This window comes from Acinetobacter lwoffii, assembly GCF_019048525.1.
GTDB lineage: Bacteria > Pseudomonadota > Gammaproteobacteria > Pseudomonadales > Moraxellaceae > Acinetobacter > Acinetobacter lwoffii_K.
The window spans coordinates 1,533,767-1,560,020 of record NZ_CP077369.1 but is presented as its reverse complement, the minus strand read 5'-3'; the positions used below and the strand labels follow the sequence as shown (position 1 = coordinate 1,560,020).

26 protein-coding genes are annotated in these 26,254 nt (G+C 45.0%); 9 read left to right on the top strand and 17 right to left on the bottom strand.

The genetic code is table 11. The features are described 5' to 3' along the window. Positions 1 to 42 precede the first annotated feature (42 nt). Entirely contained in the window at positions 43 to 1,272 is a 1,230-nt protein-coding gene (locus I6L24_RS07265; RefSeq protein ID WP_004730606.1) for a beta-ketoacyl synthase N-terminal-like domain-containing protein, read from the top strand. Between the two features lie 23 nt (positions 1,273 to 1,295). Next, positions 1,296 to 1,748 carry a CopD family protein gene (locus tag I6L24_RS07260; RefSeq protein WP_004279237.1) on the top strand — a complete coding sequence of 151 codons (453 nt, stop codon included), beginning with the start codon at positions 1,296 to 1,298 and terminating at the stop codon, positions 1,746 to 1,748. 56 nt (positions 1,749 to 1,804) lie between these two features. Here the strand turns inward: I6L24_RS07260 and I6L24_RS07255 are convergent, their stop codons facing one another. The 4 genes from I6L24_RS07255 to I6L24_RS07240 form a co-directional block, all read right to left on the bottom strand. Continuing rightward, positions 1,805 to 3,232 carry an amino acid permease gene (locus I6L24_RS07255; RefSeq protein WP_004646106.1) on the bottom strand — a complete coding sequence of 476 codons (1,428 nt, stop codon included), beginning with the start codon at positions 3,230 to 3,232 and terminating at the stop codon, positions 1,805 to 1,807. Between the two features lie 169 nt (positions 3,233 to 3,401). Then, entirely contained in the window at positions 3,402 to 3,767 is a 366-nt protein-coding gene (locus I6L24_RS07250) for a RidA family protein (RefSeq protein ID WP_216986585.1), read from the bottom strand. A 48-nt stretch (positions 3,768 to 3,815) separates the two neighbouring features. After that, positions 3,816 to 4,928, bottom strand: a complete 1,113-nt coding sequence (gene alr, locus I6L24_RS07245) for an alanine racemase (protein ID WP_216986584.1) — start codon at positions 4,926 to 4,928, stop codon at positions 3,816 to 3,818. Between the two features lie 34 nt (positions 4,929 to 4,962). Beyond that, positions 4,963 to 6,222 (bottom strand): D-amino acid dehydrogenase, encoded by a 1,260-nt coding sequence (locus tag I6L24_RS07240; protein ID WP_004646103.1) that lies wholly within the window; start codon positions 6,220 to 6,222, stop codon positions 4,963 to 4,965. Between the two features lie 141 nt (positions 6,223 to 6,363). Between I6L24_RS07240 and I6L24_RS07235 the strand changes: the two genes are divergently transcribed. Continuing rightward, a complete protein-coding gene (locus I6L24_RS07235; RefSeq protein WP_004646102.1) occupies positions 6,364 to 6,831 on the top strand; it encodes an Lrp/AsnC ligand binding domain-containing protein in 468 nt (155 codons plus the stop codon). 87 nt (positions 6,832 to 6,918) lie between these two features. Here the strand turns inward: I6L24_RS07235 and lysM are convergent, their stop codons facing one another. The 6 genes from lysM to I6L24_RS07205 all read right to left on the bottom strand — a co-directional run bounded on the left by lysM (position 6,919) and on the right by I6L24_RS07205 (position 10,677). Then, a complete protein-coding gene (gene lysM, locus I6L24_RS07230; RefSeq protein WP_191112326.1) occupies positions 6,919 to 7,413 on the bottom strand; it encodes a peptidoglycan-binding protein LysM in 495 nt (164 codons plus the stop codon). A gap of 185 nt (positions 7,414 to 7,598) precedes the next feature. Further along, complete coding sequence (acpP, locus tag I6L24_RS07225; RefSeq protein WP_004646101.1) at positions 7,599 to 7,835, bottom strand: acyl carrier protein; 237 nt, start codon at positions 7,833 to 7,835, stop codon at positions 7,599 to 7,601. A gap of 83 nt (positions 7,836 to 7,918) precedes the next feature. Then, complete coding sequence (gene fabG, locus I6L24_RS07220) at positions 7,919 to 8,653, bottom strand: 3-oxoacyl-ACP reductase FabG (protein ID WP_004279229.1); 735 nt, start codon at positions 8,651 to 8,653, stop codon at positions 7,919 to 7,921. Continuing rightward, positions 8,650 to 9,636 (bottom strand): ACP S-malonyltransferase, encoded by a 987-nt coding sequence (gene fabD / locus I6L24_RS07215; RefSeq protein ID WP_216986583.1) that lies wholly within the window; start codon positions 9,634 to 9,636, stop codon positions 8,650 to 8,652. Before fabD ends, fabG begins: the two co-directional genes overlap by 4 nt. A 223-nt stretch (positions 9,637 to 9,859) precedes the next feature. Beyond that, the gene (gene rpmF / locus I6L24_RS07210) at positions 9,860 to 10,042 is read right to left on the bottom strand and encodes a 50S ribosomal protein L32 (protein WP_004279227.1); all 183 of its coding nucleotides are present in this window, start codon (positions 10,040 to 10,042) and stop codon (positions 9,860 to 9,862) included. A gap of 77 nt (positions 10,043 to 10,119) precedes the next feature. After that, on the bottom strand, positions 10,120 to 10,677 hold the full coding sequence (locus I6L24_RS07205) for a YceD family protein (protein WP_216986582.1): 558 nt from the start codon (positions 10,675 to 10,677) through the stop codon (positions 10,120 to 10,122). A gap of 97 nt (positions 10,678 to 10,774) precedes the next feature. Here I6L24_RS07205 and I6L24_RS07200 point away from each other — a divergent pair, with 97 nt between their 5' ends. The 3 genes from I6L24_RS07200 to I6L24_RS07190 all read left to right on the top strand — a co-directional run bounded on the left by I6L24_RS07200 (position 10,775) and on the right by I6L24_RS07190 (position 12,473). Continuing rightward, entirely contained in the window at positions 10,775 to 11,437 is a 663-nt protein-coding gene (locus I6L24_RS07200) for an elongation factor P hydroxylase (RefSeq protein ID WP_216986621.1), read from the top strand. A gap of 87 nt (positions 11,438 to 11,524) precedes the next feature. Next, positions 11,525 to 12,142 carry an L-threonylcarbamoyladenylate synthase gene (locus tag I6L24_RS07195; RefSeq protein WP_004646095.1) on the top strand — a complete coding sequence of 206 codons (618 nt, stop codon included), beginning with the start codon at positions 11,525 to 11,527 and terminating at the stop codon, positions 12,140 to 12,142. A gap of 46 nt (positions 12,143 to 12,188) precedes the next feature. Then, entirely contained in the window at positions 12,189 to 12,473 is a 285-nt protein-coding gene (locus tag I6L24_RS07190) for a hypothetical protein (protein ID WP_216986581.1), read from the top strand. A gap of 81 nt (positions 12,474 to 12,554) precedes the next feature. Here I6L24_RS07190 and I6L24_RS07185 read toward each other — a convergent pair whose 3' ends face one another. After that, complete coding sequence (locus I6L24_RS07185) at positions 12,555 to 13,034, bottom strand: hypothetical protein (protein ID WP_071851463.1); 480 nt, start codon at positions 13,032 to 13,034, stop codon at positions 12,555 to 12,557. 505 nt (positions 13,035 to 13,539) lie between these two features. Here I6L24_RS07185 and I6L24_RS07180 point away from each other — a divergent pair. Genes I6L24_RS07180 through rluB form a run of 3 tightly spaced genes read left to right on the top strand, consistent with a single transcriptional unit; the run spans position 13,540 to position 16,015 of the window. Next, positions 13,540 to 14,334, top strand: coding sequence for a segregation and condensation protein A (locus tag I6L24_RS07180; protein WP_216986580.1), 795 nt, complete (start codon positions 13,540 to 13,542; stop codon positions 14,332 to 14,334). Then, positions 14,331 to 14,921 (top strand): SMC-Scp complex subunit ScpB, encoded by a 591-nt coding sequence (gene scpB, locus I6L24_RS07175; protein WP_005104832.1) that lies wholly within the window; start codon positions 14,331 to 14,333, stop codon positions 14,919 to 14,921. Before I6L24_RS07180 ends, scpB begins: the two co-directional genes overlap by 4 nt. Positions 14,922 to 14,962: 41 nt before the next feature. Then, complete coding sequence (rluB, locus tag I6L24_RS07170) at positions 14,963 to 16,015, top strand: 23S rRNA pseudouridine(2605) synthase RluB (RefSeq protein ID WP_005107723.1); 1,053 nt, start codon at positions 14,963 to 14,965, stop codon at positions 16,013 to 16,015. A 54-nt stretch (positions 16,016 to 16,069) separates the two neighbouring features. On the opposite strand, the gene I6L24_RS07165 is transcribed toward rluB, so the two are convergent. The 6 genes from I6L24_RS07165 to I6L24_RS07140 are packed head-to-tail and all read right to left on the bottom strand — an operon-like array spanning position 16,070 to position 25,536. Continuing rightward, entirely contained in the window at positions 16,070 to 17,806 is a 1,737-nt protein-coding gene (locus tag I6L24_RS07165) for an ABC transporter ATP-binding protein (RefSeq protein WP_138742768.1), read from the bottom strand. A gap of 10 nt (positions 17,807 to 17,816) precedes the next feature. Beyond that, positions 17,817 to 18,968: an ABC transporter permease gene (locus tag I6L24_RS07160; protein WP_004646090.1), complete on the bottom strand. Its 1,152-nt coding sequence runs from the start codon at positions 18,966 to 18,968 to the stop codon at positions 17,817 to 17,819. 7 nt (positions 18,969 to 18,975) lie between these two features. After that, complete coding sequence (locus tag I6L24_RS07155; RefSeq protein WP_004279216.1) at positions 18,976 to 19,914, bottom strand: ABC transporter permease; 939 nt, start codon at positions 19,912 to 19,914, stop codon at positions 18,976 to 18,978. 12 nt (positions 19,915 to 19,926) lie between these two features. After that, positions 19,927 to 21,933 carry a M3 family metallopeptidase gene (locus tag I6L24_RS07150; protein WP_216986579.1) on the bottom strand — a complete coding sequence of 669 codons (2,007 nt, stop codon included), beginning with the start codon at positions 21,931 to 21,933 and terminating at the stop codon, positions 19,927 to 19,929. 20 nt (positions 21,934 to 21,953) lie between these two features. Beyond that, positions 21,954 to 23,756, bottom strand: coding sequence for an ABC transporter substrate-binding protein (locus tag I6L24_RS07145; RefSeq protein WP_216986578.1), 1,803 nt, complete (start codon positions 23,754 to 23,756; stop codon positions 21,954 to 21,956). A 22-nt stretch (positions 23,757 to 23,778) separates the two neighbouring features. Further along, a complete protein-coding gene (locus I6L24_RS07140) occupies positions 23,779 to 25,536 on the bottom strand; it encodes an ABC transporter substrate-binding protein (RefSeq protein ID WP_005107728.1) in 1,758 nt (585 codons plus the stop codon). Positions 25,537 to 26,254: the final 718 nt, after the last annotated feature.

The following is a 26,254-nucleotide window of genomic DNA, read 5'->3' as shown; positions in this document are numbered from 1 at the left end:
ATATCTGCCGCTGGGCATAGAGCAAACTATAAGGATCTGTAGATGAAACGTGTTGTCATCACTGGCATGGGTATTAACTCATGTATTGGTAATACATTAGAGGATGTAAACCATTCTTTACAAAACGGGATTTCAGGAACACGTTTTAATCCGACTTATGCTGAACTCAATTTCAAAAGTCATGTCAGTGCTGCAGCCGAGCAGGATTTCGACGGGATCGACCGCAAACTGAAACGCTTTATGGGCGTATGTGCAATGTATGCGTACAACTCAGCTCTTGCTGCAGTTGAACATGCAGGTTTAAAGGTTGAAGATCTAGCTGGCAACCCACGTTATGGTATCGCGGGTGGTTCAGGTGGCGGTTCAACTGCTTCCGTTATTGAAATGAACGAATTATTGCAAACCAAAGGTGCGCGTAAAGTCGGTCCTTTCTTTGTACCACGTAATATGACCAACACCATTACGGCTAACGTTGGCGTTGCATTCAAATTACAAGGTGTAGCACATACCATTACTAGTGCATGTGCAACTTCTGCGGATGCGATTGGTTATGCCTACAACCTGATTCAACTCGGCAAACAAGATTTAATGCTGGCAGGTGGCGGTGAAGAAGATCACTGGTCACAAAGCTTGTTGTTTGATGCGATGGGCGCACTTTGCTCTAAATACAACGACAGCCCTGAAACAGCATCACGCCCTTATTCTGCAGACCGTGACGGTTTCGTGATTGCCGGTGGTGGTGGTTTTGTAATCCTTGAGTCTTTGGAACATGCGCAAGCGCGTGGTGCCAACATTCTTGCCGAAGTCGTAGGCTATGCAGCTAACTCGGATGGTGCCGACATGGTTGCACCATCTGGTGAAGGTGCAACGCGTTGTGTACTGATGGCTTTAGAAGAAGCAAAACAACACGGTGTCGATAAAATTGACTATGTAAATACACATGGTACTTCTACTCCAGCGGGTGACATCACAGAACTTAAAGCAATGGAACGTGCTTTCGGTGAAGGTCAGGTTCCGCCACTAAGCTCAACCAAGTCAATGACAGGTCACAGTCTGGGTGCTGCTGGTGTTCAGGAAGCGATTTATTCAGTTCTGATGATGCAAAATGACTTTATTGCGCCAAACATCAACGTGACCGAGCTGGATGAAGGCGCGAAACCGTTTGATATCGTGCTTGAAAAACGTGACGCAAAATTGAATACTGTGATGAGTAACAGTTTCGGTTTCGGCGGCGTAAATGCTTGTCTCATTTTCAAAAAGTGGGAAGGCTAAGCTGCCCAGTTTAGGGTGACTTGATGGATGCTCCTTCTGATGCTTTCTTGTGGGTAAAAGCATTACATATTATTGCGGTGGTTTGCTGGTTCGCGGCTTTGTTCTACTTGCCACGGTTATATGTTTATCATGCCATGAGCGAAGATGCCGTCAGTCATCAACGCTTTGAAGTCATGGAACGCAAGCTGTACCGTGGCATCATGTGGCCAGCCATGCTGGCTACCTTGATTACAGCGCACTTTCTGGTGGATTGGGGTGATGCAACGCGTCACTATCATGAAGCCTTATGGTTTTACCTTAAAGTCGGCCTGGTCGGCTTATTGGTGATTTACCATCTGGTGTGTGGTTATTACCGCAAGAAGCTGATTGATAATGCACATTACAAGTCACACAAGTTTTGGCGTTATTTTAATGAGATGCCAACCCTGATCTTATTTGCAGTGGTGATTTTAGTCGTAGTTAAACCTACTTTCTAATTCACCTGCTAAATAAAAAATCCCCGATCAGTCGGGGATTTTTTATGTCTGAATATTTAAGGATTACCACGCTGACGCATACGCGGCTTATACAGCAAACGATAGGTCACTGCCAGAATAATCAACCATAAAGGACTGATCATCAGAGCTTTTAGAGTATCAGGTTCCAAGCTTAGAATAATCAAGGCGAACAACAAGAATGCTAATACCACATAAGACATCCATACCCCACCCGGCATTTTAAAGGTCGAAGCCACATGTTTTTGCGGTTGCTGCTTACGGTAACGGATGTAGCACACCATGATGATGCTCCAGATACTAATAAACAGGATCACACACAGCGAACTTGCCAGAGTAAAAGCTTCCATGGTGTTTGGTACAAAATACTGAAATGCTGCCCCCAACATAATAAAAGCACAGGAGAAAAATAACCCTGTGGCTGGTACAGCTCTGCTAGATAACCGCGCCAAAGCTTGAGGTGCTTGTCCGTCACGTGCCAGACCAAACAACATACGGCTGGTCGAGAATACGCCACTGTTCATAGAGGACATCACTGACGACAACACCACCAGGTTCATGATAATGGCTGAAGTTGGAATACCGGCATACAGAAACAAACTCACAAAAGGACTTTGATCCGCAGGAATCAGATGCCACGGTGTGACCGACATGATCATCAGCAATGACAATACATAGAACAGAATGATCCGTGTAGGAATGGCGTTGACCGCTTTGGGTAAATTCTTTTCCGGATCTTTTGTTTCTGCCGCCATGGTGCCGAGCAGTTCCACCCCGACAAAGGCAAACATGGCAATCTGGAAGCCTGCCAGAAAACCGGTAAAGCCTTTGGGAAATAAACCACCATGTGCCCAGACATTACTAAAGCTGGCGACGGCGCCACTCGGTGCCTGAAAACCGCTAAACACCATATAACCACCGACAAAGATCAAACCGAGAATAGCTAAAATCTTGATCAGTGCAAACCAGAATTCAATCTCACCAAACAGTTTTACCGTGACTAGGTTAATCGCGAGAATAAACAGCACACAGCCAATACTAATCATCGCCTGCCCCATCGGGGTAAAGGCCATGCCTTCGGGCAGCCAGAAACTCAAATAGTTAATAATCGCCGCGAGATCGGCAATCCCTACCAGCACCCAACCCAGCCAGTACGACCAGCCAATATAATAGCCAGCACCCGGCCCGATCAGGTCATGGGCCATATCAATAAAAGATTTGTAATGCAGATTGGACAACAGCATTTCACCCAACGCACGCATCAGGAAGAAGAACATGCCACCAATGATCATATAAATGATCAAAATTGAAGGGCCTGCCAGGGAGATGGTTTTTCCCGATCCCATAAACAGGCCAGTACCGATACAGCCACCAATGGCGATTAACTGCAAATGTCGGTTAGAGAGTTTTCGTTGCAACTCATGCGGCGACGATTTTACGTCTTCTGTGCCCGGGGTGGTTTTCATTTTTACATCCTTTTTAATCTTTACAACAGCATCAAGCTGAATTTACAACGTTCAGTCCTCGAACGCTTATTATGACATTTTCATACTTTTTACTGCGCTGTTCAGTGAGATTTACTGCACTAAAACGACTTAAATCATTGCATGGGAGATTTCAACATTAAAAATTAAATTAAGCTTGAGCTGCAATGACTGCAATTTCAATCAGCCAGTCCGGATTAACCAAATCTGCCTGAATCGTGGCACGTGCCGGCGTGCCATGACCTTGTAACCATTCCACCCAAAGCTGATTCACAGTTTGAAAATCATCCAGATTTTTCACGAACAGTTGTGCAGAAAGCAGCTGGCTTTTATCAGTATTGGCCAATGCAAGCAATTCCTCAATTTTTGCAAAGACTTCCAGTGTTTGGCCGCGTACATCCATATCCGTGCTATTCGGCACCTGACCCGATAGATACACGGTTTGCTGATGAATCGTCACCGCACTCATGATTTGATTGCTGTTGAGTCGCTGAATGGCTGTATTTGCCTGTGTCATGCTGATATTCCTTGTTTGGGATATTTAAATAAAATTTAAATTAAAAATTTAAGCGTCAATCTGGAAATGAACCCGAGCGGTCACCGCACACATCAGCTCATAGCCGATGGTGCCTGAACTGGCCGCCACTTCATCAATCGGCAAAACCACACCTTGGGAAGATTGGCCCCAAAGTACCACTTCACTACCGACATTCGTCTGCGGCAGTGCAGTCAGATCTACGGCCAGCATATCCATACTGACCCGACCCAATGTGTGTGTTTTCATTGAATCGACCAGCACAGGCGTACCGGTCGCCGATAGACGTTGATAGCCATCGGCATAGCCACAGGCCACAATGCCGATCCGCATATCCTGTGTGGCAATAAATTTGGAACCATAGCCAATGCTCTGACCTGTCTGGATCGTTTGAATGGCGATAATTTCACTGCGTAAGCTCATGCTCGGTTGCAGATTCCAGTCTAGAATCGTGTGTGTTGGATAATCCGGTGAACTGCCATACAGCATGATGCCGCTACGTACGATATCGGAATGAAGGGTTTGATGATGCCGCAGAATGGCTGCACTGTTACTGAGCGAGATTTTACCTTCAAGCCCCTGAATGGACTGGCTAAAAATCAGGTTTTGATACTGAATCCCGTCCACGCCAAAACGCTGACCATCCGCATCGGAGAAATGGGTCATATGGGTAATGGAACGGACAGTGTTCAGCTGTTGCAGCTCCTGCCAGATATCTGCATATTGCTGCGGCTCGAAACCCAGACGGTTCATGCCGCTGTTCATTTTCAAATACACATCAAACTGTGCATCCGGCGCTATTTCGGCAAACTGTTTCAGCCATTGCACTTGATGTCGGGAATGAATGGCAAAGCTCATTTCATGCTTCACACATGCAAATAAATCCTCAAAAGCGAAAATACCTTCGAGCAACATTAGCGGCTTCTTGCATCCCAGCGCACGTAGCCGCGCGCCCTCTTCAATATCCAGAAAGGCAAAACCGTCTGCACCTTCAAGTCCAGCATAGACACGTTCAATCCCGTGCCCATAGGCATTGGCCTTGACCACGGCAAATACCTGACTATTGGGCATACATTGGCGCGCCACACTTAAATTATGCGCAAGCGCCTGTTGATGGATAATTGCAGTAATGGGACGTGGCATACATTCCTCCTTGAATATTCCGCCTCAGATAGTCTTAAGCCGCCTGGTGATAGCGCGCCAATGACAATCCTTCGGTACTAATTTCAGGATCACGTGCCAAAACCAGATCGCTGATTAATTTCCCTGAACCGCAGGCCATGGTCCAACCCAGCGTGCCATGTCCAGTATTCAGGAACAGGTTTTTAAAACGGGTTTTCCCAATAATTGGCGTACTGTCCGGGGTCATTGGACGCAGGCCTGTCCAGAAGCTGGCCTGATTCATGTCACCCCCCGGGAATAAATCACGGGTCACCATTTCCAACGTGCCACGACGGTCTTCATTCAGACCCAAGTTAAAACCGCTCAGTTCAGCCATTCCCCCTACGCGGATGCGCTGGTCGAAACGGGTAATCGCAATTTTATAGGTTTCATCCAGTACTGTAGATTGTGGTGCATAGGCCGGATCTAAAATCGGAATGGTCAGTGAATAACCTTTCACCGGATAGACCGGTAAATTCAGTTCAAGCGGTTTGAGGAAATCACGTGAATAACTACCAAAGGCCAGCACATATTTATCTGCCGTGAGCACCTGACCATTCACCAGAACACCTTTGATCTGGTCACCTTCTACAATCAGCTTTTCAACGTTTTGATTAAACTTAAACTCTACACCCATCCCTTTGGCATGCTCTGCCAAAGCATTGGTAAACAGATAGCAGTCACCCGTCTCATCATTGGGTAAATGCAGACCACCCACCAGTTTATCTTTAGCCTGTGCCAATGCCGGTTCTACACGCGCCAGTCCATCGCGGTCCAGCAGTTCAAACTCCACTCCGGTTTCTTTCAGAACCTCGATATCGCGCTGCACCGCATCCAGCTGCGCATCTTTACGGAAAATCTGCAAAGTGCCTTTCGAGCGGTTCTCATAAGAGATGCCAATATCGCGACGCAAATTACGCAAACAGTCACGGCTGTATTCAGCCACACGCACCATCCGTTCTTTATTGACTGCATAATGCTGGGCATTACAGTTTTTCAGCATTTGTGCCATCCACTGCAATTGCCACAAGCTGCCATCGACATTAATCGCCAACGGTGCATGATGCTGAAACATCCATTTGACTGCCTTAAATGGAATACCTGGTGCAGCCCAAGGGGTCGAATATCCTGGAGAAATCTGCCCGGCATTACCGAAGCTGGTTTCTTGCGCCGGACCTGCCTGACGATCCAACACAGTCACGGTTGCTCCCTGCTGCGCCAGATAGTAAGCGCTTGCCACACCAATCACACCACTACCTAAAACCAATACGCGCATTACCTTAACCCTCAAACATCTTTTCAGTTTATTTCACTAGTATATTTTTGCTTTAATAGTTAAATTCACTATATTCAGACTGTATATTCAGTGGAATAAATATTTTTTCGGGCAGAATTAAAAAAAAAGAGGGAAATATTGATGCGCAAATTAGACCGCATTGACCGCATGATTCTGGATATCCTGCAACGCGATGGCCGGATTGCCATTAGCGAACTTGCAGCACGCGTCAATCTATCGACCACGCCCTGTTCAGAACGGGTAAAACGGCTAGAGCGCGAAGGCATTATCATGGGCTATTACGCCCGTTTAAATCCGGAAATGCTGGAGCGCAACCTGCTGGTTTTTCTGGAAATCAAACTCTCCGCCAAATCAGGAGATGTCTTTGATCAGGTGGCTCGTAATCTGACTGAGATTCCAGAAGTCCTGGAATGCCATTTAATTTCCGGTGATTTTGATTATCTGGTCAAAGCACGTTTAAAAGAAATGAGTGCTTATCGCCGTTTACTGGGGGATTTACTGAAAAAACTGCCCGCTTCTGCATCTTCACATAGTTATGTAGTGATGGAAGAAGTCAAAGAAAGTTTATATCTGGACTTGGGTATTTAATGATTTTGAATTTCTAAAGCTACCAGCAAAAACAACAAAGCCCCAAACGGGGCTTTGAGATTGAACATTGATTGGACTTATTAAACCTTAAGCAGGAATACGGAGTACCTGTCCCGGGAAAATATCATCAGCATCTTTGAGCAATGGGCGATTGGCCTCAAAGATCTTATTGTACTGATTGGCATCACCATAAAATTCTTTCGAGATTTTTGACAAGCTATCCCCCGATTTTACCGTATAGAATTTGCTTTCCGGTTCAGGGCTGCTGACCGTAAGCTGATCATCCACTTTGGCCACATGATCAATATTCCCCACCGCCAGAATAATTTTTTCACGATCGGCCTGACTTTGCACCTGACCTCTGACCGTGGCCAGATCCGAGGCTGAATTATAACTGATGGATAAACCAGTGATCGGAAGGCCCAGACTTTTCACATGGCCGAGTAATTTATTTGCCACTTCCTGAGCAGAAGGCTCCGCAGGTTGTGCTGCAGCCGGCGTTGTCGTTGTAGGTGCAGCCTGTGGTTCCGCAGCAGCTGTATTCTTCTTACCGATACCTTTTACAAAATCAAAAAGACCCATAGCGGACTCCATTCTTGTTGTTAATGTCACATCACTCTTATTTTTATAATGAAAACTCTAGAGAGATAGTTAGTCATTGGTGACAGAAAGGTAATGAATTGTAAAACCTCCATTCATGTGAAAAGCAGACACAAAAAAACCACCTCTAGGGTGGTCTTTATGTTCAGCAAAGCTGAAATCGGCGATTAACCTAGTTTCTTAGAAACGTAGTCAATTGCAGATTGAACAGTTGTGATTTCGTTAGAATCTTCATCAGGAATCGTGATGTCGAAATCATTTTCGAAAGACATAACAAGTTCAACTAGATCTAGAGAATCTGCACCTAAGTCATCCATGAAAGATGCTTCGTTTTTAATCTCTTCGATTTTGATACCAAGTTGTTCTGCAACTGCTTGCTTAACACGTTGTTCGATATCGCTCACAGGAATTCTCCTCATTGCTTGTGGCGTTTTTAATGCCGTTAGTTTAATTGAATCTAAAAAATTTGGAAAGTTTATACTTGAGCTTAGCTCATGTATAAGCCCCCATTTACATGCATAACTGTACCAGTAATGTAACTGGCTTTATCCGAAGCCAAGAAACTTACGGCATTTGCGATATCCTGCGGATCACCTAAACGGTTTAATGCCACCTGCTCAGTCATCTTTTTACGAATTTCTTCGCTTAGCTGCTCAGTCATTTCAGTCGCAATAAAACCTGGTGCTACCGAGTTTACGGTAATCTGACGGCTACCCATTTCTTTGGCAAGGCTACGGCTAAATGCTTCAATACCTGCTTTGGCAGCAGAATAGTTGGCCTGACCCGGGTTGGCAAAGTGTGCCACCACAGAACTGATGTTGATGATGCGACCGAAACGCGCCTTGGTCATGCCTTTAAGTACGCGCTTAGACAAACGGTAAACTGCTTTCAGGTGAATATTTAAAATATCATCCCAGTCATCTTCAGACATACGCAGCAGCAAATTGTCTTTGGTAATACCGGCATTATTGACCAACGCAAGGACTGGACCATAGTTCTGTTCGATGTCCGTTACCAGCCCATCAATCGCTGCACCGTCACGTACATCTAGTACTCTTCCAGCACCATTTTCAGCAAACTGTGCAGATAATTTTTCCGCACCTGCTTCAGACGTTGCAGTACCTATGACAAAATAACCGTCTTGAATCAACTGTTGTGCGATCGCAGCACCAATACCACGACTTGCACCTGTTACCAGAGCAACTTTACGTTCCTGTGTCATGCACTTTTCCCTTCTGCCGCCAATACGGTGTTTAATGCATCTTCCAGACGAGATTGACTGTCCAGTGGAAGTGCTTTTTGAATATTCGGCAAGCGTTTCGCCAAGTTGGTCAATACATTACCCGGACCACATTCTACGATGTACTCAACACCTTCATCTTGAAGGAATTGTAAGGTTTTAGTCCATTGTACCGACTCATAAAGTTGCGCGGTCAACGCCTGACGCAATTCATCTACACTGGTTGCCGCTTGCGCGCCTACATTTTGTAATACAGGAATGCGTGGTAGCTCAATGGCGGTTTGTTCCAATGCCGGAGCAAACTGTTCAGCAGCAGGTTTCATTAATGAACAATGCGATGGAACCGATACTGGCAATGCAATGGCTTTTCCGCCGTTTTCTTTGGCCAATGCCATCACTGCTTCAACGCGATCTTTATTGCCTGCAACGACTACTTGCCCTTGCGCATTATAGTTCGCTGCTTCGACAGAGCCTTCGCCTGCTGCAGTTGCTTGTGCACACAGCTCAATCACTTTGGCATCGTCCAGACCCAAAATGGCAGCCATCGCGCCTACACCCTGAGGTACTGCAGTCTGCATGAGTTTGCCACGCAGGTTCACCAGCTTCACAGCATCACCCAGGCTTAAAGCACCCGATGCGACCAGTGCGCTATATTCACCCAGTGAATGGCCTGCCAGATATTTCGGTGCTACACCGCCAGATTCCAACCACACGCGCCATAAGGCAATACTTGCAGTCAGCAATACCGGCTGGGTAAATTCAGTTTGATCCAGACCTTCGCCAGTTTGCGCAATCTGCCACAGATCAAAACTGACGGCTTCAGATGCTTCTGCAAATGTCTCGCGAATACTCGCAAACTGTTCTGCAAGCTCAGCCAGCATACCGGCTTTTTGTGAGCCCTGACCCGGAAACACAAATGCAGTTTTTGTTGCGGGTGCTGCTTGTTCGAGTGGTGTAGCAGACATAATAAAATCCTTTCATTCAAGAGGTGTGCTTCTTCAATCCTAACAAGAAGACTGACCAATAAGACCACCTAAATCATTGTGGAGCGCAATTTAGCATGTAATTTTGCTGGCGGTAATTGCCAAATACAACAAAAAACCGATACCACTAAAAATCAAAGACAAAAAAAAGGGAGCTAAATGCTCCCATTTTTTCTACTAAGCTTGACGCTTAATACATCACCAATTATTCAGCAGATGCTTTAGCGAATAATTGACGACCACGGTAGATACCATCTTTAGATACGTGGTGACGACGATGAGTCTCGCCAGTAGCTTGGTCTACAGTTAATGCATTCTCGGTTAAAGCGTCATGTGAACGGCGCATGTCACGGCGAGAGCGACTTTTACGGTTTTGCTGAACGGCCATGATGGCTCCTTACAAAGATCGAAAAAATGGATCAGAACAAATTCGATTGTCTTATACACAATAGTATAACACAAAAATTAGTTAAGTTTACCCTTCAAAGCAGCCAAAACTTCAAACGGGTTGTCCCGTTTTTCTTCAGCCACTTCTTCTACGGCAGGTTGATGCTTATGTTCACAAAACTCATGTTTAGGCGACAACGGCATCAACAATAACAGTTCATCTTCTATCAGCGCGAGTAAATCAGCGGTCGCTGGTGCATCATAATCACCTTTGGTCGTTGCTTCACTTTCACCTAGGACGATGAAATCAGCATCCTCATCCAAGCGCTCTATCAGTGACTCATCATCCACAAGTGCCAAATGGAACGATGAAACCAGTTCAATTTCTACAGTTTCCAGACAACGCTGGCATTCCATAGGAACTTTTGTTTCAACGTGACCATCTAGCCATGCAATACGATGATAGGCATCCATTGATAGCTTACAGTCTATGTTAATCAATTGATCATCAATTGATCCAACAGCTTCACGAGCGATACGAACAAAGCGGGATAAAGGCAGTTTACCTGACCATTTAAAGCCCTGTTCAGCCCATTTAAACGGCTCAATCTGTGCCGGAAAGGTATTTGCTGACATAATTAAGGCGGCAATTCTACAAATTCATCAGTACTCTGTCAAAGATTAAGATACAATTTTGTACTTATTTCGACAGACCATTTGGGTAACTCAAGTCATGCATCTGTTGCAGCCGCAAACAGAAGTGAATATTTCATCACTCGTTAGCACAATTCCAAGCCTTGATTCTGACAGTTCAACACAACAAGTGCAACTCTCGCCATGGGCGAATTTATCGTCAGAAGCGCAGCAGGTGGACTGGCTCATCTTACACTTTAATCACTGGTTTTCCCATTTAAATGTCACTTTAGTGCGCGGCGAATTTGAACCAGAATATTTCCCTGCAACTACAAACAGTCCTGCTCGGATCCAGTTTGCGCATGGTTTTTTTAATAGTGCCCTGCATGAAATCAGCCACTGGACCATTGCCGGAGATAAACGCCGCCTGTTGCCTGATCTGGGTTACTGGTATGCGCCGGATGGCCGTACCCGAGAACAGCAGACTTTGTTTGAACAGGTCGAAATCAAGCCACAGGCAATTGAGTGGATGTTTGCCCAGGCTTTTGGCCGTAAATTCCGGGTTTCTTTGGATAACCTGACTGGCGATGGCGGTGATGGCGCCAGCTTTAAAGATAATGTCTACGCTCAAGTTCAGGCTTATTTTAATGGTACAGCCAAACTTCCACGTGATGCAGCGCGCTTTATCCAATGTATCTGTATCTGCATCAGAGGTGGCAAAAGTTTACAATCTGATGAATTTATACGTGAAATACTTGATTAAATTACACAAATCTACCTTTTTTATGATTGCCAGATCTTGCCTAAGCGCCACATAATAAACCATCAGCCCAAGCTTGGAGTAGTCTCTATGCTGCATTTACGCGTACACCCAGACAATCCGCAACCCCGCTTAATCAGTCAGGCAGTGGAACGTATCCGTGCGGGTGATGTGGTGGTCTATCCCACTGATGCAGCCTATGCGATTGGTTGCCAGATTGGGAACAAGAGTGCCATGGAGCGGATTGCGCAAATTCGTGGTCTGGGCCCAAAGCATCAATATGCGATTCTGTGCTGTGATTTGTCCGATATTGCCACTTATGCCAAGGTGGACAATGCCATGTACCGTTTGCTGAAAAATAATACACCGGCCATCACGACCTTTATTTTACCTGCAACCAGTGAAGTCCCGCGTCGGTTGATGCATCCCAAAAAGAAAACTATTGGCCTGCGCATTCCAAATAATCCGGTGTGTCAGATGCTGCTCAAAGAACTCGGTGAGCCGTTGTTGACCTCTACCCTGATTTTACCGGGTCAGACTGACCCACTCGATGATCCTTATGATATTGAAATGCAGCTGGGCAAACGCATTGATGTTTTTGTAGATAGTGGTTTAGGCACGTTGAGCACGACTTCTATTGTAGATTTATCGGGTGATCATCCAGAAGTGATTCGTCGTGGTATGGGAGATGTCAGCGCCTTTGAATAAATGAGGTCTGAGAATTTCTCCACAAACATTGAAGGAGTCAAAATGAATGGATTTATTTTATCTCCTGCTGAATCAGCATGAATTTTCTGTACAGGATCTAATCTATGCAGAACTGCCTTGGACACTGCAATCCAAGGCAGTCATGGTCGAAGCACATCCTTCTCCCTATCCCACTGTAAATATTAATCATACTGAGTACCAATTTTTCCTGACGTTGGCTCTAGTGAGACAGTTGTTGCAGATCTACTCCAACCAGAACGTATGCCTGGCAGAGACTTGCCAACGTATCATTGAGTTTGCGACCAAGGAATACAGCCATTCCTCTCCATGAAAATCTAAAACAGCATATGGTGAGATGTTGCAGTTCTATTCTTTTCAATTCGCCAGGTATGTAGTGTTTGCCAAAAATAGTCTAGGAATCTGAGCTACGCTCATAATGACGAACCGCAATGAAATTTGGACATTGCGATAGCTTCTGCTCATGATGCATGAGCTCTTCACCCAGTTTATTTTTCAGATACACATGAAAAATAATCTGATCTTCTTCCAGTACATTCAGCATCGCTGTGCGTGCCTTGGGTTCCATGACTTTAAAGGAATTGATCGACTCACAAGACATGGCTTGCATATCCAGTTTAATCCGCTCATCCAGCTGGTCGCCCTCATAGGCCATATGCCGCATGTAAAAACGGATATTAGGATATTGGTCCAGTACACTAAAATCCATTTTCATAGCCTGCATGACAGGTCGGGCCTGTTCCGCAAACGCTGAAAATCCGCCTGATTTCAGCCCCGTACGCGCTTCATCCTCCAGCTGCATAATCTGATATTTGGGATAAGCCCAAAATCCCCCAAATGCGATCATCCCAATAACAACCAGAATAAGTGGCATGCTTTCTTCACCTTTTTATTGATTTTTGTGATTCTTGACTATTTTTCGAGAGTATAACGGTATTTTTGACCAAAAATTATAGGGAAATATTTTATTAATACTTATTAATTTTATGTTTTTTAATGGGAAATCCGTTTAAAAATCATTCAATATCTGCCAGCTAGCTTATTTTCCTCTTTTGATGAGAATCACTGTATTGAACGAGTTTTTTAAGTGAATCAACTGACATCATCTACCAGATACGCTTAATTCTGAGAACCAATTTAACCTAAAAATCACCGTAGCATTTCCAGCTATGTTTTGTCATTTTTCTCGTTGCTATTTTTAAATCGTAGATAAATTCCATTATTTTTTTAAGTTTTTATGGCTTTGACGGCTTATTTAATTTATTTAAAGTTACTTTTCCAGTACAATGACAACGCTTAATCCTGTGCTTTTCTTTCGATCAGATACCGAAAATCAAGCCTTTGCATGCCTTTGAAAATTCGCGTGGCCTATAATTGTAATGACTCAAATTATCCATAACACTATGGAATCTGCTCCACACATTCGGGTTCTGGATGAATGGCAGGATACAATTCCAGAGGATCTGTACATTCCTCCAGCGGCATTTGAAATCTTATTAGAACATTTTGAAGGCCCACTCGACTTTTTAATTTACCTGATTCAAAAAAACGGTTTTGACCTGTTACAGGTCGATATCGCGCCGATTGCAGCACAGTATTTGTCTTATATGGACGCGATGAAATCCCTGAACATCGAGCTGACGGCCGATTATATGGTGATGGCAGCCTTACTGGCAGATCTCAAATCGCGTTTGCTATTACCAAAACCGAAAAGCCTGGCTGCGATTGAACAGGATCCAAAACAAGAACTGATTGACCGTTTAGAAAATTATTTAAGAATTAAACAGGCAGCAGAACGTCTGGGCCAGATGCCGATTCTGGAACGTGACACTTTCACCACCAACGTCAGTTTGGGCGAAATCCAGCAGCCGAATGAAGGCTATTCAAGCGATTTATTGCGTGATGCCTTGCTTTGTATATTTAACCGTCCTGAACCGGTGATTCATCAGGTGCAACAGGAACCGGTACTGCTGGAAGAACGTATTGCCTATATTGAAAGTTGTATTGAAACTGGCGCAATACTCAGCTTTAAGGACTTGTTAAAACCGAGCCAAGGCCGTATGGGTATGGTGGTAACCTTTATGGCGGTGCTGGAACTGACCCGACAACAAAAAATTCAGATTATTGCTACAGGTATTGAAGCCCCGCTCGCAATTCAAGGAGCCAGTCAATGACACTCGATCAAAATACGCTGTTATCTGCAGAAGATAATCTGCATGAAGTATTAATGCAGCTTGAAGCCATTATTTTTGCCAGCGACTCTGCGGTTTCATTGGCTCGTCTGAAAGAAGCTTTTCAAGATCGCTATAGCAAGCAGGAATTACGTCAGTATTTACAACAACTTTCCATGCTGATGCATGGCCGTTCAATCGAACTGATTGAAACAGCACAAGGTTATCGTTTTCAAGTGCGTGCAAAATATCGTAATATTATTGCACAGACCTGGCCTGAGCGACCGGCTCGCTTGTCGCCTTCATTACTAGAGACGCTTGCGGTGATTGCTTATCACCAGCCAGTGACCCGAGCGGATATTGAACAAATTCGTGGTGTCACGAATAACAGTCAAAACTTGCGTACGCTGTTTGACTGGAACTGGATTAAAGAGTCTGGATTTCGTGAACTCCCTGGAAGACCTGCGTTGTTAATGACAACGCCACAATTTTTAAATGCGTTTGGCCTGAATAGTTTGGGCCAATTGCCTCCCCTGCAGGATGCCAAGGAAGCTTTTATGGCCCTCGATGCGAATGCACCGAAGTCATAAATAGGTGAACTGTTGATAATTATTTCTAAGGTTATGCTGTCATGAGTGAAAAGTTACAAAAGGTGCTTGCACGCGTTGGTTTGGGTTCTCGCCGTTATATGGAAGAAGTCATTGCCGCGGGTCGTGTAAGTGTCAACGGGCAAATTGCCCAAGTGGGTGAACGAATCGAACCAGGTGATGAGCTTCGCATCGATGGTCGTAAAGTTGCCTTCCAGATTGAAGACGAAATCCGTCGTCGTGTCATTATCTATTACAAGCCTGAAGGCGAGATCTGCTCACGTAGCGATCCTGAAAACCGTCCGACCGTGTTTGAACAGCTGCCTGCTATTCCGGGCGATCGCTGGGTGATGGTCGGTCGTCTGGATATTAACTCCACCGGTCTACTCTTGTTCACAAATGATGGTGAACTTGCGAATCGCTTGATGCACCCATCGAATGAAATCGAACGTGAATATGCAGTTCGTGTCATGGGTGAAGTAACGCCACAAATTCGTAACAACATGCTTAAAGGCGTGGTGCTAGACGATGGTCCGGCAAAATTCGAATCTTTCTCTGAACTGGGCGGTGACGGGATCAACCGTTGGTTCCAGGTCGTGGTGAAAGAAGGTCGTAACCGTGAAGTACGTCGTATCTTTGAATCACAAGGCCTGAAAGTCAGCCGTCTACTGCGTACCCGTTATGGTACTGTGATTTTGCCACGCGAACTGCGTACCGGTCGCTGGATTGAACTGGATAAAAACGATATCGACAACCTGACCAAAGCTGTGGAATTGAAGCCACGTCAAGGTACAGGCTTGTTTGGTATGGCGAAACGCCGTAACGAGCGTATGCAAGACAAACCGATGGCTGCGCGCCGTGGCGGTTTCTTGCGTCAGCAACGTCGTGACAGTGATGAGCAACCACAAAATAATACTGGCCGTGAGCGTCGTGATGACAATGCTTATGGTCGTCGTGACAGAGCTGAAAACCAGAATGGCACTCAGTTTGTACGTCGTGAAAACCGTCCTGATCAAGGTTTCGGCCGCCGTGAAGAGCGTGATGAAAATGCGCCGCGCCGTCCATATGGCGTCAACAAAGGCTTTAAAAAGTTTTAATTAAGATAAATAAAAAAGTCAGGCACATTGCCTGACTTTTTTATGCCTTATGCATCAGGCACTTTGTGGAATCCCTTGCGGGATAGCACCGATTAAACGCTTGGTATATTCATGCTGTGGAGATTGATACAATTCATCTGAATTGGCGATTTCCACCAATTCACCATGATTCAGCACCATGATCTGATCTGAAATATATTTCACTACCGACAAATCATGTGAAATAAAGATATAGCTGAGTCCGAATTCATCCTGCAAATCTTGCAGTAAATTCAGCACCTGCGCCTGTACTGAGACATCCAGTGCCGAGACCGATTCATCGCAGATCAAAATCTCGGGTTTTAAGGTCAGGCAACGTGCAATCGCAATTCGCTGACGCTGACCACCTGAAAACTCATGCGGGTAACGATAAAAAGCCTGTGCAGGCAAGCTGACCCGCTCCAACAGATCCAAGGCCATTTGTTTGCGCTCTGCATCATCCTGACCAATTTTATGAATCTGCATCGGTTCCATCAGGATTTGTCCAACAGTAAAACGTGGATTCAGCGAAGCATAGGGATTCTGAAAAATGATCTGGATTTTACGTTGATACTGGGTAAATTCCTTTTCCGACATGTCCAAAATATCCCGCCCCTGAAACAGTGCCTTACCACCTGTAGCCTGTTGCAGACGCATCAGTAATAAACCGATGGTGGTTTTACCCGAACCGGACTCCCCGACCAGCCCCAAGGTTTTTCCTTTGGCCAGCTGGAAAGAAACTCCTTTTACTGCCTGAAATTCATCTTTGCCAAACAGTCCTTTACGACTATAAAAAGATTTCTTCAGATCCCGTACATCCAGAATAATTTCCTCTCCACCCTTTAGCCCACGTGAACGTTGCGGAAGCTGAGTATTCAGACGGATATCTTCTAGCCAGGTTGAGCCATCCTGTTTCATAAAATCGCTGATCATCGGCAAACGTAACGGACGTTGCGACAATTGTGGACGGCAGTGTAACAAGGCTTTGGTATACATGTCTTGAGGCCGGTCCAGCACCTCCCGAACCGGACCCTGTTCACGGATTTCCCCATGACGCATTACAATCACCTGATCAGCAATTTCACCAACCAATGCCAGATCATGGGTAATAAACAGCATCGACATCTGGCGACGTTGCCGCAGCGATTCCAGCAAGTCCAGAATCTGCTTTTGAATAGTCACATCCAGAGCTGTGGTCGGTTCATCTGCAATCAACAGTTTAGGTTCACAGGCAATGGCCATGGCAATCATGACCCGTTGTTGCTGTCCACCGGAAAGCTGCCCCGGATAGGCATCGATTTTAGTTTCTGGCGTAGGGATACCCACTTCTTTGAGCAGTTCCAGAGTACGTTGACGTGCCTGTTTTTTATTCATGCCCAAATGTAGTTGCAGGATTTCTGCAATCTGCATGCCTACCGTAAATACCGGATTTAGCGAAGACATCGGCTCCTGAAAAATCATGGCAATGTCTTTGCCGCACATCTGGCGCATTTCACGGGTTTTAAGCTTGAGCAGGTTTTTCCCTTCAAAGATGATCTGGCTATCTTCTGAAATACGTGCGCTTTCTGCCGGAAGCAGGCCCATAGTGGCGAGGGAAGTAACCGACTTGCCACTCCCCGATTCACCTACCAGTGCAACCGTGGTATTAGCCGGAATCTCGAAAGAAACCCCTTTTACGGTCTCAATATATTCTTTATTTTCACCTTTAAAACTGACTCGCAGATTTTCTACGCGAAGTAACGCAGGTGCTGTGCTTGGATTGATTTCAGACATCGTTGCGCTCCTATTTCAGTTTTGGATCTAATGCATCACGGAGTGCATCGGTAAACATCGAGAAAGCAGTCACCAATACCGCCATGGCGATTGAGGCTGCCGCCAGTTGCCACCATTTACCCAAAATCAGCTCGCTTTGCGCTTCATTTAGCATACTGCCCCATGACACTACCCCGATAGGCACACCGAAACCAAGAAAGCTCAAAATGACTTCAGACTTGATAAATGCCACCACCAAAATAGACATCTGTACTAGGGCAATATGGCTGACATTGGGAAAAATATGGACAAACATACGACGCATATTGCTCACGCCAATCGCCTTGGCAGCCAGCACATATTCACGTGCCGTATGTTTCATGTATTCGGCACGAACCAAACGGAAGACCCCGGTCCAGCCAGTCAGACCTAAAATCAGGATGATTGATAAAATACCTTTTTGTTGTAACACTGCGGCAATCGCCAAAACCAGCAACAGATAGGGAATCGAAGTAAAGATATTATAAAACCAGTTGAGAAGATCATCGACCCAGCCACCAAAGTAACCTGCTATTGCACCCAGTGCAGTTCCAATCAGTACAGCGACAAAGGCTGCAATCAGTCCAACCAGAATCGAGGTTTCAGCCCCCTTGATGGTTTTCTGTAAAACATCCTGTCCCCATTTATCGGCGCCGAAGACCAGACTTTGCTTGAGTTCCCCACTTTCATCCATCAGCTGGCCGCCGAGCTCCTGATTAATGGCCTTCATGTCTTCTGCCAGCGGATCGACCACTCCATAATAATCGATGCCTGCACCAGCACCCTGCTCAGCAGCAATTTCAGCATTCAATTCAGCAATGACATCTTTTAAAGGATCAACTGGATTGACTGGTAGAGGTACAGATTCTGCACCCTGCTCTGTATCAGATACAGCCGGAACTGGCGCTGCACTGATAAAACTCGGCGGTGCATAGCTGACCGCCACTTCTTTATTCCAGTCTTTGGCAATTAGGCCGCTCATTGACAGTACCAGCAGCAGCAGATAAAACAGCACCACATACAGAGAAAACATGGCAATCCGGTCACGTTTCAAACGGCGCATGGCCAGTTGCCATAATCCTGTTGAAGCCGATTCAGGTGCTGCTTCAGCCGCTTGTTCTTTTTTAAATATCGCACTCAGCATAATTCACCTACTTCAACTGTACACGCGGATCGACCCATTTATAGATCAGATCGGCAATCAGGTTGAATATCATGGTCGCAGCAGCGACATAGACCGTAATCGCTTTAATCACCGGAAAATCGGAACGTTCTACTGCAATAATGACTTCACGGCCAATTCCCGGAATACCAAAAAAACGCTCAATCAGGAAAGCACCGATCAGCAGTGCCGGAAGTCCTGCCATGACATCGGTAATAATCGGAATGGAGGCATTGCGCAGGACATGCACGCCCATGATACGGTTTTCACCCAGGCCTTTGGCACGCGCAGTACGCACATAGTCCTGATTGACTTCATCCAGTACAAAACTACGATACAGGCGTAGTGTTGGTGCAATACTGACCACCAACATAATCAGCACAGGTAACAAGGCATATTTGAAAAGATTATCAGCGAAATTATCACTCCAGCCCTGTACCGGGAACCAGCTCAGTTCATAAGCCAGGAAATACTGGAACACGATGATATATACCAGAATACTGATCGACATACCGATCGTACACAGCATCATGATCATGCGATCTGTCAAAGAACCACGAACCGAAGCCACACCCAAAGCCAGAATGATAGAAATAATGGTTTGCAGAATGGTCAGGGGAATCAGAATGGTCAGTGAGGGTCCCAAACGGGTGGTGATAATCTGTGCCACTGACTCCCCGGTACTCCAGCTCACCCCATAATCAAAGGTTAAAATCTGCTTGATAAAGATCCAGAGTTGTACGTAATACGGTTGATCCACACCCAGTTGCTGACGGATGTTCTCAATCTGTTCCGCATTGGCCATTTTACCGGCCAGAATATAGGCAGGGTCTCCACCTACCCAGTTAAACAGCAGGAAAATCAGCAAAATCACCCCGAGCATGGTCGGGATCATTTGCCAAAGCCGTCGAATAATATATGCCAGCATCGCTTGCCTTCCTTAATTTTTTCCAGAGATTTCATTAAAGAAAGCTTTGCTGTCTGGATCACGACCCAAGAAGTCTTTCACCATTTGCTCGCCATGCTTTTGTCCGCCTTGCGCCAGGACCGTATTACGATAATGCGCACCGACTTTCTTGTCCATCAGCTGATCACCAAAGGATGAAAGCATATCCAGGGCAATGACCTCAGACCACATATAGCTGTAGTAACCTGCCTGATAGCCGCCCATCAGATGTCCGAACTGTCCCGGGAACTGCTGACCGTTGACATAACCCAAGGCGGTTTTACCTTCCATATCCTGCCAGAGTTTTAAAGGCTCAATGTTTTTTGCATCTTTACCATGCAGGGCCATATCATATTGGGCATATAAAGCCTGACGGGCATAATGCAGGCCTCGGCCGTAATTCTTCACATTCTTTAAGCGCTCGGTCATGGCAGCATCCACCCGAGGACATGCCGGCTCACAGTAATCTGCTACTTTTGACAAGGTTTCCAGACGGCGTGCCCACTCTTCATACATCTGTGACGGCGCTTCTACAAAGTCACGCTCTACCGAGGTACCAGACTGTTCCGTATAACGGGTTTTCGATAGAATCCCGTGCAAGGCATGCCCCATTTCATGCACAAAGGTTTCCAGTTCGTTGCTGTTCAAGCCCTTACGGTTAAAATTGGTCACCAGTACCGATACCGGACGACGCTGATTCAGGGTACTGCCACCATAAGCTCCCCAGACAGCTGCATGCCCATATTTGCCTTCACGCGGGTATTTATCGACATATAATCCACCCAGGAATTCGCCCGTAGCCTTGTCATGTACCGCATAATATTCCACTTCATCATGCCAGGCCTTGACTTTCACCGGCTTGAACTCAATGCCATAGAGTTCCGAAGAAATAGCGAATAACCATTTTTGCGATGCTTCTGTCGGGAAATAATCCCGCAATTTTTCCTGGTCTACCTTGTATTTGGCCTGACGCAGTTTTTCACTCCAGTAACCCTGATTCCAGCGTGTAATTTCTGCTTTCTCTACTGGAACTTTTAAAGTTTCAGCCTTGAACTGGCGTAATTGTTCTACATCCTGCTTTTCTAGAGGTGCAACTTTGGCATAAACCTCATCCAGAAAACCGTTCACTGCTTCCGGAGTTTTGGCCATGCGGAATTCAAGCGCAGAATGGGCATAGCTTTCCTTGTCAAAAAGTTGTGCCATTTCATAACGCAGATCAATGGCTTTTTTCATGAATTGCAGATTTTGTTCGGTCCCGCGACGCGTGTAAGCGGTCTGGTAACGTTTGCGTGCTTCATCACTTTCTGCCAGCTCCATAAAAGGCTGGTATTCCGGATAATCAAAGCCGAGCAGATAATTGCCCTTTTCATTTTTCTTTAAATTTGCGATGTAACTTTCTGGCAGGCCTTTCATTTCAGCTGGAGTAAATTCAACTTTTTCAGGGTTATCCCGCACATTTTTGGAAAAGTCCTGCCCCAGTTTGGTACTTTCTTCAATAATTTCTTTCAGTCGTTTCTGTTTTTCTGCACTGAGTTGTACCCCGGTGTTCTCAAACTGCTCCAGAATATCTTCTAAAAATTTCTGATCAATCGGATCACTGGCTTTCAGTTTCTTGAACTGGGCATACAGTTTCGGATTCTGATACAGAGTGGTCTGGTATTTGCTGATTTTAAGTTCACAGTCATCGGCTGCCTGACGCAATGCAGGATCCGGATCGACATTACTGTACAATCCTACTGCAGCACCGAAATCACGGGCTTTGGCATGCAATTCATCCCATTCAGCCAGATAAGGCCCGGCCTTGGCTTTATTTTTAATTTTCTTATTTTCAAATATCTGGATATCTTTTTGCATGGAAGCCAGACTGGCATCACATAAAGACGGAATTTCTGCAGCCTTGAACAATGGCAGCAGCTGTACTTGGGTATCTGCCGCTAAACCTTGATATCCCCCCATCATCATTAAACATAAGGTACTTAATTTTAAAGATTTTGATTTCATATTCATCTCCAGATTTTTTCTTACTTTTTCGTATTAATATCGATATACATCCATTCTGAAGACAGAATCGGATGGGACTTATGTCCAATAATTTGGGGTTGGGTCAAGACATTACGGTAGGTGCTATAGAGCATCAGGGTCGGCATGTTGACTTCCAGAATCCGGGTCATTTTGCGATAGAGCAGATCACGCTCCGGACCTGGCGGCATGCTCTGGGTTTGCTCGTAAAGACGGTCAAACTCAGGATGCTTGAAACAGGCATTGTTGGTGACATTGACATTCTTGCCATAGAACAACTGCATAAAGTTGTCAGCATCTGGATAATCGGCAATCCATGCAGAACTCTTGAACATGGTTTTACATTGCTTTTCCAGCTTGATGCCTTCAGCGAATGGCATGGCCTTACTGGTCAGCTGAATATGGATACTGTCCAGGGTCTTTTTCCAGAACTCACCCTGTTGCTGGCCCCGACTGGTATTCCCAGTAATCAGTTCAATCACCAGAGGTTTCCCTTCAGGCGTCTTGCGCCAGCCATCTGCACCGATCTTGTAGTTATAGCGGTCGAGCAACATATTGGCTGCTTTGACTGAATAGGGAATACTGCTTTTATAGGACGGTGAATAGCCTGCTACTCCTGGGGGAATAGGCATGTGCAGTTTTGCTCCATCTCCCTTAAGTAATACATTGATCATGTTTTCCACAGAAAATGCCATCGCCATGGCACGACGTAAGGCAATTTTTTCTGGCGCGAAACCACCCACGACCGGGTTTTGCATATTCCAGTAATGGTAACTAATGGAGGGCTCTAAAATACGTGACAGCTTCACCCCCTGCTGAGCCAGCTCAGGCTTTAATTTATCGCCATCGAGGGCCTGAACGACGATATCACCCTCAATTTCGAGCAAGTCCAGTTCATTTTTCTTAAATGCCAGCATCCGTGATTGCGCTTCTTCAATAACACGCACATCAATAGTGCCGATTTGAGGCATTTTTTTGCCCTGCATGGCTTTTACAATGGCCTGATCTTCTGCACCACTGGCTTTAAAGTCCCAGACAAAACCACGATAAGCTGGATTTGGTTTTAAGATAATCCGTGAGCCTGGTGTCCAACGGCTGAGCACGTAAGGGCCAGTTCCCACTGGCCTATTCATGACCCAACCCGCCTTATCTTTATATTTTTCAATCACTTCACGAGCCACTGCAGCGGCAGGCCCATGTGCCAGCAACATCGGAAAGTTCTGATCCGGATTATTCAGCTTTAATACCAAGGTATAGCGGTCTGGGGTCTGAATACCTTCAAACGGATTTTCATAGGCTTTGCCATTCTTTTTGGTTAGGGCCATCCATGCGTCCAGCCCTTTAATTCGGCCATCCAGCAACCAGCTGTTCGGTGAATGCAGCTTTGGGTCCAGTAGACGTTTCAAGCTATAAGCATAGTCATACGAAGTCAGTTCACGTTTTTTACCGCCAAAGACCGGATCATTGGCAAAATAAATACCCTTTTTGATTTTGATGGTATAAGTCAGGCCATCCGCACTGACTTGAGGCAGACTGACCGCAGTCAATGGCACTAATTTTGCTGGCGAGGCCAGATAATCATAGGTAAATAAGGTTTCAAAAATCGCGGCATTAATTTTGGCTGAATAACGGTCCTGGATATAACCCGGATCAAAACCGGTTTCAGCTGCCAGAAATACTGTTTTTAAAACCTTATTCGGGTTGGCAGGATTGCTGGCCCATGTCGATGCACTCCCTGCCATCATCAAACCGGCCACTAACACCCCACTGGCCAGTTTTTTTAAAGTATTTTTATTCACATTCATACTGGTTCTTAATCTTCTCAAGTTATTTTTTAACAGGTTCAATATCCATATATTGCCAAACTGCTCTGGTCACCGGATGGGCCTTAAAGCCCTGTACATGCGGATGAATCAACCAGTTGCGTATACGGGTATTGTGCAGAATCCATGGATTATCGGCCTCCATCTGACGGTTCATCTGCTCATAATATGGCGTCCGCTGCTGCGGCGGCAGTTTCATCGCGGTCTGGTACAATGCGTCGTAGGCTTTTGAGGTATAGCAACTCAGGTTGCCTTGCTGCGCATTTGGCCCATACAGTAACTGGGCAAAGTTTTCCCCTTCCGGATAGTCCGCAATCCAGGCTCCCCCCCACATCATATGTTTGCATTGGGTGGCTTCTTTTAGATTGTCAGCAAAATTACTAACCTTGAACTCAATTCGCACCCCGATCGCATCCAGATTCTTTTTCCATAACTCTGCAGAAATCACCGAAGAGCTTGAGCTGGTTGAATTCATTTTTAGTGTCAAAGGTTTGCCATCAGGCAAGGTTCGGTAACCATCAGCGCCTTTCTTATAGCCAAAGCGGTCAAGCAGTTTATTGGCCAGTAATGGGTTATAAGCAATACTGCTTTTATACGTCGGGTCATGTCCACCCACGCCCTCTGGCAAAATCATTTCAGCTTTATCGGCATGACCTTTGTACAACTGCTGGATAGCTTCTTTCTGGTTATAGGACAAGGCGAGAGCACGACGTAAGGCAATTTTTTCCAGTGAATTCCCACCAATTAACGGATCACGCATATTCATGATGGTATAGGTAATTTCCGGTTCTTTATTCGGATAATGCAGGATGCCTTTTTTCTTGTATTCACTTTTCAGCTGCTTATTTTCCAGTGCCTGTTCGGCGCCGCTCGCAGTGAGTTTGTCATAGTCCAGTTGTCCAGACTTTAAAGCCAACCAGCGAGACTGTTCCTCTTCAATAATACTGATTTTGACCTTGCCAATTTGCGGCATCTGCTTGCCTTGCATGGCTTTGACAATACGTTGATCCCACTCGGAACCATCGCCCTTAAAGTTCCAGACAAAACCACGATAATTCGGGTTAGCGGTCAGTTCAATACGGCTACGCGGCACATATTTGTGTAACTGATAAGCCCCTGTTCCAACCGGATGCTGACCTGCCCGATGACCATAATGTTCGATCACCTCCCGTGCGGTACCACTAAAAGCCACATAGGCCAGAATATATGGAAAATTCAGATCGGAACGGGTCAGGGTAATTTGTAAGGTATATTTATCTAGTGCTTTTAAACCGGGAATAGCTGCATCGTAGTTGAACTTGCCAGTTTTTTTAGCCTGCTGGATGACCTGATCTGCCCCAAGGATTTTCCCCTCAATAAAAGAAAAAGAAGGAGAATGATTTTTGGGATCCATGATCCTTTGCATGGAGTAGATATAATCACGCGCCACCAGTTCACGCTTTTTGCCCTGAAATGCCGGATCATCACTGAAATAAATTCCTGGCTTGACTTTAAAGGTATAAACTTTGCCATCCTGCTCAACCTTGGGTAAAGATTCAGCTGTATTTGGAGCCAAGATTGCAGGCCGCGCCAGATAGTCATAACGCAATAAAGGCTCAAAAATAGCTTCAGCAACGCTACCACTATAAAAATTATAGGTTTTGACCATATCAAAACCATCATCAGGTGCTTCGAAAGCCAAGTTTAAAACTTTATCCGGATGTGCAGATGATTTTGCCCAGGAGGTTTGCCCCGTAGTCATGGCCAAGGCCAAAATTGTCATACTGAAAAATGATGATTTCAAATTTGTACCTATTCTTGATCTTGAAGTTTTAATTGCTATAGGAAGTCTTTAACACATCATCCCATATTTGCTTCAATGGATGGGTCAAAGCTGGACAGATGGAATAAACTGAACAAAGCGAATTTCATGCCATCCTCAAAAAATAACGTTTTTTTCCTGTTATTAACTCAAAAAAGCTTATTTTTATTAATCATTTAAAACATTATCAATAACATAATATTTTCCATGAATCATTAATTTAATGTTTATTCTTAAAATCTAGCTTCAAGCCTAGTCTGCACAAAAATAAACCAGACCTGTTTCATATTATTGCATCCTCCCACTGTTTCAACCCAAGAAAATACACACATAAGCAAATGAAATATATAATTATTATCTTATTAAATTATTGTATATTTTATGTAAAAATTATGCACCATGATTAAACTTTATTCAATTTCTCTTTCAGTTTTAGATTCCTTTCTTATTCATTAAATATTTATTTATTGCTTTGACAGGGGTCTCACTTCCTTCTTTCTTCAGATTCGATACACAGACTTCTTAATTTTTCTTCAGTATCGCTCGATAAATTCAAACCTCATTCAATTAAATCAATATTTTTCAATAATTTAAAAATATAAAAATATAAAATTTTATAAGTTGGCATCCGCCTTGCTTAGATCAACCCAGCACTACTTCACATAACAAAAGGGTGAAA